Annotated in this window: 10 protein-coding genes; 5 read left to right on the top strand and 5 right to left on the bottom strand. The window is 63.2% G+C overall.

All coding sequences use genetic code 11. The annotated features are described in order from the left end of the window. Positions 1–147: 147 nt before the first annotated feature. Genes sixA through ABCR88_RS09380 form a run of 3 tightly spaced genes read right to left on the bottom strand, consistent with a single transcriptional unit; the run spans position 148 to position 1,985 of the window. Positions 148–597, bottom strand: a complete 450-nt coding sequence (sixA, locus tag ABCR88_RS09390) for a phosphohistidine phosphatase SixA (RefSeq protein WP_350023762.1) — start codon at positions 595–597, stop codon at positions 148–150. Further along, positions 594–941: a DUF4389 domain-containing protein gene (locus ABCR88_RS09385; protein ID WP_011060072.1), complete on the bottom strand. Its 348-nt coding sequence runs from the start codon at positions 939–941 to the stop codon at positions 594–596. The genes sixA and ABCR88_RS09385 overlap by 4 nt, the downstream gene beginning before the upstream one ends. An 18-nt stretch (positions 942–959) precedes the next feature. Then, positions 960–1,985, bottom strand: a complete 1,026-nt coding sequence (locus ABCR88_RS09380; RefSeq protein WP_053149808.1) for an NAD(P)H-dependent glycerol-3-phosphate dehydrogenase — start codon at positions 1,983–1,985, stop codon at positions 960–962. Positions 1,986–2,180: 195 nt separating this feature from the next. On the opposite strand from ABCR88_RS09380, the gene ABCR88_RS09375 reads away from it, so the two are divergent. The 5 genes from ABCR88_RS09375 (at position 2,181) to fabB (ending at position 9,129) form a co-directional block, all read left to right on the top strand. Beyond that, positions 2,181–4,304, top strand: coding sequence for a TonB-dependent receptor (locus ABCR88_RS09375; RefSeq protein ID WP_337153724.1), 2,124 nt, complete (start codon positions 2,181–2,183; stop codon positions 4,302–4,304). A 1-nt stretch (position 4,305) separates the two neighbouring features. Next, positions 4,306–5,235 (top strand): ABC transporter substrate-binding protein, encoded by a 930-nt coding sequence (locus tag ABCR88_RS09370; RefSeq protein WP_350404451.1) that lies wholly within the window; start codon positions 4,306–4,308, stop codon positions 5,233–5,235. Then, positions 5,232–7,133 carry an ATP-binding protein gene (locus ABCR88_RS09365; RefSeq protein ID WP_011060068.1) on the top strand — a complete coding sequence of 634 codons (1,902 nt, stop codon included), beginning with the start codon at positions 5,232–5,234 and terminating at the stop codon, positions 7,131–7,133. Before ABCR88_RS09370 ends, ABCR88_RS09365 begins: the two co-directional genes overlap by 4 nt. 248 nt (positions 7,134–7,381) lie before the next feature. Continuing rightward, a complete protein-coding gene (gene fabA, locus ABCR88_RS09360; protein ID WP_011060067.1) occupies positions 7,382–7,897 on the top strand; it encodes a 3-hydroxyacyl-[acyl-carrier-protein] dehydratase FabA in 516 nt (171 codons plus the stop codon). Positions 7,898–7,908: 11 nt separating this feature from the next. Then, complete coding sequence (gene fabB, locus ABCR88_RS09355) at positions 7,909–9,129, top strand: beta-ketoacyl-ACP synthase I (RefSeq protein WP_011060066.1); 1,221 nt, start codon at positions 7,909–7,911, stop codon at positions 9,127–9,129. 67 nt (positions 9,130–9,196) lie between these two features. Here fabB and ABCR88_RS09350 read toward each other — a convergent pair whose 3' ends face one another. Continuing rightward, positions 9,197–10,822, bottom strand: coding sequence for a methyl-accepting chemotaxis protein (locus tag ABCR88_RS09350; protein ID WP_041116747.1), 1,626 nt, complete (start codon positions 10,820–10,822; stop codon positions 9,197–9,199). 139 nt (positions 10,823–10,961) lie between these two features. Beyond that, positions 10,962–11,426: a DUF3859 domain-containing protein gene (locus ABCR88_RS09345; protein ID WP_015634675.1), complete on the bottom strand. Its 465-nt coding sequence runs from the start codon at positions 11,424–11,426 to the stop codon at positions 10,962–10,964. Between the last annotated feature and the right edge of the window lie 21 nt (positions 11,427–11,447).

Raw genomic sequence — 11,447 nt, 5'->3', positions numbered from 1 at the left:
GTTCGTGATACCAACCAAGCACTTGCTTGGTGGACTATTCCACGCACAAAGGAGCGCTGCAAGTTAAGAAATGTAGCGGATCGCAACCGGGGATCGGTGGGTTCGAGGCAACAACGGCGGTCCGGGCATGCCCGGCCGCCGCGCCCATCAAGGCTGTGTCACGGCATTCAAGGTCATCAGCCCCGCCAGGGGCCAGTCGCCTTCGAGCTCCGCCAGGCTGGCGGTGTTCATCGGCTGCGGATCACGCAGGTGGCCGTGCTGCAACAGACCGATCAGGTTGCCCACCAGGGGTTGATGGCTGACCAGCAGCAGGTTGTCGGCACTGTCCAGTTGCTCCAGCACCTGCAGCGGGTTGGCCTCGGGGGTGAGCCAGGGCACGGTGCGGATCTCGCCTTCGAACCCCAGGGCCTCGCGCACCAGCTGTGCAGTCTGCTGGGCACGTACATAAGGGCTGGCGAGGATCGCGGCGATGGGCTGGCCGATCAGGTGCGCGGCGCTGCCCAGCACTTCCTCGCGACCATGGGCCGTGAGGTTGCGCTGGGCATCGGTCGGCGCATGGGACTCGGCCTGGCCGTGACGCAGCACCCACAGCTTCACAGCTTGGGCTCCTCGTCACGCACCGGGTGAGGCGCTGGCGGCACGCTATGGGGGGCTTCGCCTTCAGGCGCCCGGGGAGCGGGCCAATCGGCGAACGGCCAGGGTTTCTGTTCGGTATGGAAGCTGCCGAACCGACCGATCTGCGCCAGGAACTGGCTCAGGCTATCGCCGAAGTTCATCAGGCCGGCATTCGGCGCGCCGTAGATCAGGCGATAGATCAACTGCACCAGCACCAGCGCGCCCAGGAGAAACTGCGCCACCTGCCACACCAGCACGAATATCAGCATCCACAGCACCCGCAGGAGGATGGACTCGTATTTGGCTTCGGAATTCGTATCGTTCATGTCTGGCTCCTGTGCTGCTCAGTTGAATCCGCTGGTGGAGATAAAGTCGACGTCGGTTTTCGGCTCGCCGCGCATCAAGAGCTCGATTACCTGGTTCAGCGTACGCCCTTCGAACAGGATCGCGTGCAGGCCGGCCACCAGCGGCATGTAGACCCCCAGCTCCTGAGCCTTAACCTTGAGCACCTTGAGGGTGTTGACGCCCTCCGCCACCTCACCCAGGCGGGTCACCGCCTCTTCCAGGCTCAGGCCCTGGCCCAGGGCAAAGCCCACCTGGTAGTTGCGGCTCTTGGGCGAGGAACAGGTGACGATCAGGTCGCCGACCCCGGCCAGTCCGAGGAAGGTCATGGGGTTGGCGCCCTGGCTCACGGCAAAGCGGGTCATTTCCGCCAGCGCCCGGGTAATCAGCATGCTCTTGGTGTTTTCCCCCATGCCCAGGGCCACCGCCATGCCGGCGATGATCGCGTAGACGTTCTTCAGCGCCCCGCCCAGTTCCACACCGAAGCGGTCGGCACTGGCATACACACGGAAGGTGCGGCCATGCAGCGCAGCCTGGACCCGCTGACAGAGCTCTTCGTCTTCACTGGCGACCACGGTGGCGGTCAGGGCGTGCTCGGCCACTTCCCGAGCCAGGTTGGGGCCGGAAAGTACGCCGATGCGCGCTTGCGGGGCGATGTCCTGGAGGATCTCGCTCATCAGCTTGAAGGTCTGGGCCTCGATGCCCTTGGTCAGGCTGACCAGCAGCTTGCCGCAGAGCAGCTCGGCGTGGGGCGCCAGCACCGAGCGCAGGGCGCTGGAGGGCAAGGCGACAAAGCACAGGTCACTGTCATTGAGGGTGGCCAGCAGGTCGGTGACCGGCTCCACCGCCGGATGAATCTTGATGCCCTTGAGATAGCGCGGATTCTCGCGGTTGACCCGAATGGCCTCGGCCTGCTCGGGGTCGCGCATCCACTGCCGCACCCGGTGACCGTTTTCGGCCAGCAGATTGGCCACGGCGGTACCAAAACTTCCGCCTCCCAGGACCGCAATAGGGCGCTGTTGTGTCATATGCAATCCGTTAATCCATAGCAGTGGCGATGGCGGCATTATACGGGGCGGTTTTCTCACCACCAGCCCCAGGGGCCATTCAGGCAACCTGTCGGGAACACGTGGAGTCATTCGGGGAATGTCGGGCTTATCGACTGGAAAACTCGACTATCTCGGTTAACATGCGCGCCTTCCATCAAGATTCAAGGCTGTGTCGTGTCCGCTGGCCCCTCACCTCTTCGTCTGTCGCTGCTGCTGGGCATGCTGTTCGGCCACTCGGTGCTGGCCGACGATCTGTTCCTGGACGGCACCGCCCTGCCCGAGGTCCTCACCGCCACCCGCCTGAAACAGTCACCTGCCGCGGTTCCCGGCAGCATGACGGTGCTCGACAACGAGTTGATCAAGGCCAGCGGCGCCCGGGACATCAGCGAACTGCTGCGCCTGGTGCCGGGGATGATGGTCGGCGCCATCAGCGGCAACCAGGCCACGGTCAACTACCACGGCACCAACGCCAGCGAAGCCCGGCGCATGCAAGTGCTGATCGACGGGCGTTCGGTGTATCGCGCCGGCCTGGCGACGGTGGACTGGAGCGATATCCCGGTGGCCATGGAAGACATCGAGCGCATCGAGGTGTTTCGCGGCCCCAATACCGTCAGCTACGGCGCCAATGCGCTGATGGCGGTAGTCAACATCATCACCCGCGCCCCGGCCAACAGCCATGGCACGCGGGTCAAGCTGACCCGGGGCCAGCGCGGCATCAGCGACTGGTACGCCAGCCAGGGTACCGGCTGGGAAACCGGCGACCTGCGCCTGTCGCTGTCGGGGCAGGAAGATGATGGCTTCGACAAGAATCACCTGGGGGCCGACTACCGCGACAGCAAGCGCTTGAACCGCTTCAGTCTGTCCGTGAGCCAGATGCTCAATGAACAGCAGAGCATCGACTGGCAGTTGAATGCCAAGGAAGGCACCAACCAGCGGCCCTATACCTATCAGCCGGTGTTCCACGGGGTAACCCAGCAAGGCAACAACTCCGATGTGGTGGCCAAGGATTACGCCGGGTCACTGCGCTGGAACCTGGAGCTCAATCCACAGCACAGCCTTTATATCCAGGGTTCGGCCCAGCACTGGGACCGCCAGCAGACCTGGCGTGCCTGCGACGCGGCAATTTCCTTCAGCCCCGAACTGACACGCCTGTGGCAACTCAACCCGAACTACGCCGAGCGCCTGGCGCGCCACATGCCCGATTATTTAAGCGCGGCGCCCGGTGGAACCCCGACGGAACAGGCATTGGCCAACCAGGTCATCGACCAATGGAAAACCGGCGGCAAGAATACCGTCTGCGGCAACATCGACCAGAGCTCTCGGGAAACCCGCTACGACCTGGAACTGCAGGACACCCTGAGCCTCAGCGACAACCTGCGGCTGGTCAGCGGCATGAACTACCGTTACGACCGGGCCGACTCCGAAACCTACTTCAACGGCACCCTCGACGACACCACCTGGCGCCTGTTCGGCCAGCTGGAGTGGCGGGCCAGCGAACATTGGCTGATCCAGGGCGGGGCTATGTACGAAGACACCCAGCTGACCGGCAACTCCCTGACCCCGAGGATCGCGGTCAACTACCTGATCAACCCGCGCCACGGCTTGCGGGCAGTGTATTCGGAAGCCATCCGCTCCCCGGACATGTTCGAGAACAACGTCAACTGGAGCTACCGGGTCACCGGCCTGAGTACCCCGGTCTACGGCCAGAACAGCGCCCAGTACTTCGTCAAGACCCGTGGCCCCGGCAACCTCGACCAGGAGCACATGCGTTCCCGGGAACTGGGCTACAACGGTTACTTCGTCGACCAGGCGCTGAACCTCGACATCAAGCTGTTCTATGACGAAATCACCGGGATGATCAGCGAGCCGCTGCGCAACAACCAGTACATCGCCAGCAACAGCAACGCCTCGCGCTTTGCCGGTACCGAGAGCCAGCTGGACTGGCAACTGAGCCGCGCCGACCGCCTGCGCCTGACCTACGCCTACGTCCATGCCCAGGCCAGCAACCGCCTGGACCAGCGCCTGACCGCCAGCAACAGCGGCTCCGCCGGCTGGCTGCGCAATTGGGGCCAGGGCTGGTCCAGCGCGCTCTTCTACTATGGCGACAGCGCCCTCAACGGCTACCGTTTCGAACGGGTCGACACCCGCATCGCCAAGCGCCTGGCCCTGGGCAGCAAGACCAGCCTGGAACTGGCCGGCACCCTGCAGCAACGGCTCGACCACCAGCCCACCACCTTCGCCGACAATCTCTACGACTCGCGCCACGTGGCCTACTTCAGCGCGGAGCTCGAGTTCTGACATGGGCCACTGTCGGCCCTGGAAGGCCCTGCGCATACATCGTCGCCTGTGCCTGTGCCTGCTGGTACTGGGCATGCTGCTGGGCAACCCGTTGTGGGCGGCCGATGTGCTGCTCACCGCCAGCGACGACAACAGCAGCGTGCGCACCTTCACCGAAGAACTGGCCGCCCAGCGCCCCCGGGACCAGGTGCGCTTCGTCCCCCTGGCCCAACTGCCGCCGCCGGGCCAGTTGCCCGGCAGCACGCGCCTGATCCTGCTGGACCCGCAAAGCCTCGACTGGCGCCTGCAAGATCCCTTGGGCCCGCCGACCCTGGTCCTGCGCATCAGCCGCCTGCAGGCCCAACAGCGCCTGGTGCAAAGCCCTCATCCACGGTTGAGCCTGCTGTGGAGCGATCCGCCCCTGGAGCGCCAGTTACGCCTGATCCGCAGTGTTCTGCCGCAGGTGCGCCGGGTGGGGGTGCTGTACAGCGCCGACAGCCGGTTCCTGCTCAAGGAACTGCACCTGGCCGCGCAAACCCTGAACATGGAAATCATCGCCGAACCCTGGGACAGCACCAGCGACAGCCGCCCGCTGCAGAACCTGCTGCGCAACAGCGAAGTGCTGCTGGGCCTGGATGATCCGAAGCTGTACAACCCGAAAACCGTGAAGAACCTGCTACTGAGCAGCTACGCCCGGCAACAGGCGCTGATCGGCCCCAATGCCGGCTTCGTCCGGGCCGGCAGCCTGGCCAGCACCTACAGCGACCAGCAGGACTGGCTGCAGACCCTGGACAGCCTGCTCGACCAACCGCCGGCCCGCTGGCCCCGTGCGCTATACCCGACGGCTTTCAAAGTACTGAGCAACCCACAGGTGGCACGCTCGCTGGGCATCGAGGAAATCGACCCGCAGGCCGTTGCGCGCCAGTTGAGTGAAGGAGAGAAGCACCCATGACATTGCGTCGCCGATGGGATATCCAGACCCGCACTCAGCTCATCAGCCTGGGCCCGGCCCTGCTCCTGACCCTGCTGCTGATCAGCTTCTTTACCTTCGTGCGAATCCAGGACTTGCGCCAGGAGCTCAACCACACCGGGCAACTGATCGCCAATCAACTGGCGCCAGCCACCGAGTACGGGGTGATCTCCGGCAACAACGAGGGCCTGGAGAGCCTCCTGCAGGCAACCCTGGCCACACCTCATGTGCACTTCCTGGAAGTGCAGGACAGCGCCAACAACATCCTGGTGTACGTGGAACAGCCCTCGGCCAGCCACAACCACGCGCAGCAGATCAAGGTATTCCAGGCCCCGGTACGCCTGCAGCGCATCCAGGTGCACAACGACTTTCTGCAGAACGATCCGGCCAGCATGGCCGCCCAGGGCGATGGTTACCTGGGCCGGGTGATCGTCGGCATGTCCAACGACGCCTTCAGCCAGCGCCAGCAGGAAATCCTCCTCAAGGCCGCCATCCTCGCGCTGTTCGCCCTGCTCTTCACCTTCCTCCTGGCCCGGCGCCTGGCGGCCGGCCTGGCACAGCCGATCCGCGCCATGGGCGATGCGGTGAAGGCAATCCAGGAAGGGGATTTCAAGACCCCGCTGCCGATCGTCGACGATGGCGAGCTGGGCAACCTGGCCCGGCACATCAACAACCTCGCCGCCGGTCTGGAACTGGCCAGCCGCGAGCAGCACCAGGCCATGTCCCAGTTGATCCAGACCCGGGAAGAGGCGGAACGGGCGAACAAGGCCAAGTCGGATTTCCTGGCGATGATGAGCCACGAGCTGCGCACACCGATGAACGGTGTGCTGGGCATGCTGCAACTGCTGGAAACCACCCAGATGACCCAGGAACAGAGCGAGTACGCGGCGCTGGCGTCGGAATCCACCGAACACCTGCTGAAGGTGATCAACGACATCCTCGACTTCTCCCGCATCGAACGCTCGGCCCTGGAACTGGAGCACATCCCGTTCAACCTTGCCGAACTGATCACCAGCTCGGCCCAGGCCTTCCAGCACAGCGCCCTGCAACGCGGCCTGGACTTGCAACTGCGGCTGCCGCCGGGCATGGAGTCGCTGCAGGTCAAGGGCGACCCGACGCGAATCCGGCAGATCCTGGTCAACCTGATCGGCAACGCCCTGAAATTCACCGAGCAGGGCAGCATCACCATCGAGCCCCAGTGGCAGGCCCTGGATCACGAACTGCTGTGGTTTACCTGCGCAGTGCGCGACAGCGGTATCGGCATCAGCCCGGCCAGCCTGGAGCTGATGTTCGACGCCTTCCAGCAGGCCGACAGCTCGATTTCCCGTCGCTATGGCGGCACCGGCCTGGGCCTGCCCATCGCCCGCACCCTGGCCGAGCGCATGGGTGGCACCCTGCGAGCCCAGAGCGAGGAAGGCCGAGGCTCGGTGTTCACCCTGGAAATCCCCCTGGCGCTGTTCCAGCAGAGCCTGCCGGTACTGGCCCCGCGGGTGAGCAGCAATCAGCACTCCGGTGAAGGCCGCAACGTGCTGCTGGTGGAAGACAACCCGGTGAACCAGACCGTGATCCAGGCCATGCTGCGCAGCCTGGGGTTCACCGTGAGCATCGTCACCGACGGCGCCCAGGCGGTTCGCAGTGCCGAAAGCCTGATCTTCGAGGCGATTCTGATGGATTGCCGACTGCCGCTGGTCGACGGCTATGAAGCCACCCGGCAGATCCGCCAACTGCCCGGCTGTGCCGATTTACCGATCATCGCCCTGACCGCCAACGCCTTGCAGGGCGACCGTGAAGCCTGCCTTGCAGCGGGCATGAACGACTACCTGGCCAAGCCTTTCAAGCGCGCGGATCTGCAGCAAATTCTCCAACGTTGGGTGCAATAACCGGCTATTTTCCAACAGCTACGACTGGCGTCATGGGCGAAAGTGCGGCAGTCTTAGGCACCCGACAGGGCCCTGAAAAGGCCCTCAAAAAAAATTTCAGTGCACAAGTGTACATTCATGCCCTTTGCGCTGTGACTTTCACTACAACGCAATAGTCTATGAGTAGGCTGCCGGCTCGAGGCATGAACGCTTCGATCGGCCGGGAAGATTTGCCCAACCCTGCCGCACGGGACTATTGAGGAGCTCGCATGACCAAACAAAACGCCTTTACTCGGGAAGACCTGCTGCGCTGCAGTCGCGGTGAGCTGTTCGGCCCAGGTAACGCGCAACTGCCCGCCCCCAACATGCTGATGGTGGATCGCATCACCCATATCAGCGAAGAGGGTGGCAAGTACGGTAAAGGTGAGTTGGTCGCTGAGCTGGATATCACTCCAGACCTGTGGTTCTTCGCTTGCCACTTCGAAGGCGACCCGGTGATGCCAGGCTGCCTGGGCCTGGATGCCATGTGGCAACTGGTGGGCTTCTTCCTCGGCTGGCAGGGCTTGCCGGGCCGCGGTCGCGCCCTGGGTTCGGGGGAAGTGAAATTCTTCGGCCAGGTCCTGCCGACCGCCAAGAAAGTCACCTATAACATTCACATCAAGCGCGTGCTCAAGGGCAAGCTGAACATGGCCATCGCCGATGGTTCGGTCAGCGTTGACGGCCGCGAAATCTATACCGCCGAAGGCCTCCGGGTCGGCGTGTTTACTTCAACTGACAACTTCTAAGGGTTATCCGCATGCGCCGCGTCGTTATCACAGGTCTTGGCATTGTTTCGTGCCTGGGCAATGACAAAGAGACCGTCTCCGCTAACCTGCGTGCAAGTCGCCCTGGCATCCGCTTCAACCCGGAATATGCCGAAATGGGTCTGCGTAGCCAGGTTTCCGGCTCCATTGACCTGAACCTTGAAGAGCTGATCGATCGCAAGATCTATCGCTTCGTCGGCCATGCGGCGGCTTACGCCTACCTGGCCATGAAAGACGCCATCGCCGACTCCGGCCTGAGCGAAGAGCAAGTGTCCAACCCGCGCACCGGCCTGATCGCCGGCTCCGGCGGCGCTTCGACCCTGAACCAGATGGAAGCGCTGGACATCCTGCGCGAGAAAGGCGTCAAGCGCGTTGGCCCATACCGTGTAACGCGGACCATGAGCAGCACCGTTTCCGCCTGCCTGGCCACACCGTTCAAGATCAAGGGCCTGAACTACTCCATCGCGTCTGCCTGCGCCACCAGTGCTCACTGCATCGGTACCGCCATGGAACAGATCCAGATGGGCAAGCAGGACATCGTCTTCGCCGGTGGCGGTGAAGAAGAGCATTGGACCCAGTCGTTCCTGTTCGACGCCATGGGTGCCCTGTCCACCCAGTACAACGAAACCCCGGAAAAGGCCTCCCGCGCCTACGACGCCAAGCGTGACGGTTTCGTCATCGCCGGCGGTGGCGGCATGGTGGTGGTCGAGGAGCTGGAACACGCTCTGGCCCGTGGCGCCAAGATCTACGCGGAAATCGTCGGCTACGGCGCCACTTCCGATGGCTACGACATGGTGGCTCCAAGCGGCGAAGGTGCAATCCGCTGCATGGAAATGGCCATGTCCACCGTCGACACCCCTATCGACTACCTGAACACCCACGGCACTTCGACCCCGGTCGGCGACGTCGCGGAAATGAAGGGCGTGCGTGAAGTGTTCGGCGACAAGGCCCCGGCCATCAGCTCCACCAAGAGCCTGTCGGGTCACTCCCTGGGCGCTGCCGGCGTTCACGAAGCGATCTACTGCATGCTGATGATGGAAGGCAACTTCATGGCCGGTTCGGCCAACATCGACGAGCTGGATCCGGAAGTGGCCGATATGCCGATCCTGACCAAGACCCGCGAAGACGCCACCATCAACACCGTGATGAGCAACAGCTTCGGCTTCGGTGGCACCAACGCCACCCTGGTCCTGAAGCGCTGGCAGGGCAAGTAAGCCCCGCCGCTTCGCGAAATGAAAAAGCCCCGACCGGTTCGGGGCTTTTTTTCGCCTGCCAGAAGGCTCAGACCGAGAAACGCGCCACCATGCTGTTCAGGTCCACCGCCAGGCGCGACAACTCCTGGCTGGCCGCACTGGTCTGATTGGCCCCGGCGGAGGTCTGCAAGGCCAGGTCGCGGATGTTCATCAGGTTGCGGTCCACCTCCCGCGCCACTGCCGCCTGCTGCTCCGAGGCGCTGGCAATGACGATGTTGCGCTCATTGATCTGGGTGAAGGCCGAAGCGATTTCCTCCAGCGCCTGTCCTGCCGCCTTGGCCACCTCCAGGGTCGAATGGGCGCGGTTGTTGCTCTGCTGCATGGAACTGACGGCCTGGTCGGTGCCCTGCTGGATACCGCCGATCATCTGCTCGATTTCCTGGGTCGACTGCTGGGTCCGATGAGCCAGGGCACGGACTTCATCGGCCACCACTGCGAACCCGCGTCCCGCATCCCCGGCCCGTGCCGCCTCGATGGCCGCGTTCAACGCCAGCAGGTTGGTCTGCTCGGCAATGGAACGGATCACCTCCAGTACCTTGCTGATGCCATAGACCTTCTGCGCCAGATCCTCCACCTGGCTGGCATTGGCCGTCACGTCCTGCGCCAGCGACTCAATCGAGAGCACCGTCTGGTGCACCTGCTCGCGCCCGTGCTGGGCGATGCGGTCGGACTCCCGCGAGGCTTCGGACGTGGCCACTGCGTTACTGGCCACCTCCTCCACCGCTGCGGTCATCTGGTTTACCGCCGTGGCCGCCTGTTCGATCTCCAGGCTCTGCTGATGCAGGCCACGGGTCGCATCCTCGGTGACACAACTGAGCTCTTCCGAGGCCGAGGCCAGCTGGCTGGATGAATCGGAGATGCGCCGGATGGTTTCCCGCAGGCTGTGCTGCATGGCCTTGAGCGCGTGCAGCAGGCGCGCCGGCTCGTCCCTGCCGGTCACCGTGATAGTGCCGGTCAGATCGCCGCCGGCCACCACTTCGGCCACATTCACCGACTGCGCCAGAGGCAGGACGATACTGCGGGTCAACAACAGGGCCAGGCCGATGGTCACCAGCGCCGCCAGGGCAATCATGCCGATCACCCATACCCGCGACTTGCTGAACACCGCCTGGGCCATATCGGTGGCATGGGTCGCGCTTTGCTTGTTCAGCTCCACCAGCTCGTGCAGGGTCGCGGCCATCTCATCGGCCAGCTGGTTCATTTCGCCATTGACCACCTTGACCGCTTCTTCCAGCTGGTTTTGGCTGGAGAGCTGCATGACCCGCTCCTGGCGTTGCAGGTACTGTTTTTCGATGGTCTTGAAGCGATCGAACAGGACCCGCTCCTGGGGCAGGAGGATCAAGGATTCGTAGCGGCTCTGGGCAGCCCCCAGGACACTCTTGATCTCGTTGATCTTGTTTTCGTTCTGGGTGATCGCCTGCGGGTCGCGATTGATCAACAGCCGCAGGGTCAGGGCGCGAATGCGCAGCAGGTCCTGGTTCATTTCCCCTACGGACATCACGCTGGGCAGCCAATTGCTTTCCACTTCATCGGACTGCTGGCGCATATTGCCCATCTGCATCAAGGCGAATGCCCCCAGGGCAAACACCATCAGCGCCAGCAAGCCGAAACCCAGGCTCGCCCGTAGCGCAATGTTCAGACTTCTAAGACTCATTCCTCTGGCTCCTTCCTAGAGCGCTGCAAGAACTTGCAGCAGGGTGCTCTTAGACGGTATCGGGCCATTGGAAAATTGCGTAAGACAAAAACGTGATATCAAAACGCCCTAGCACTCCAATACTTAGGCGTAAAACGATTCAGCGCACAGAAAATCGCTGTTCTGCCAACAATCGGTCGCCCTGGAACACCATGAAACGCCACTCGCCCGGGACCACTTCATGGCTTTCGGTGAACTCGTAGGCCATCACGTCCTGGGGAGCGTTGGGCACCAGTTTCTGAGTAATTTCGAACTTGTCATGGCGTACCCCGTCCGGCGTACGGATGCCCGGCGTCAGGTAAAGAAGAGTCAGGGGCTGATCTTCGGCCACCTTGCCCAGCAACTGGTAACGCATGCCGAACTTGGTCCCCAGTCTGGCGGGCACCACGGAAGTCTGCTGGATCTTCTCGTTGCTGCGGCGCAGCACCCGCTCCCCCGATTGCAGCTCGGCCTTGGGACCTTCGAACACGCCGTATTCCACCGGCCCTTCGACACGGACTTCGGCGCTGGCCAGGCCACTGAAGATCATCAGCGCCGCCAGTGCGCTTAAACGAGTGAGGTGCATATCGCGCTCCTTGATTGAGAT

The organism is Pseudomonas sp. W17 (assembly GCF_040268305.1).
GTDB classification, from domain to species: domain Bacteria; phylum Pseudomonadota; class Gammaproteobacteria; order Pseudomonadales; family Pseudomonadaceae; genus Aquipseudomonas; species Aquipseudomonas protegens.
Note: the sequence above shows the minus strand (reverse complement) of the source record. Positions and strands in the feature narration are given on the sequence as shown.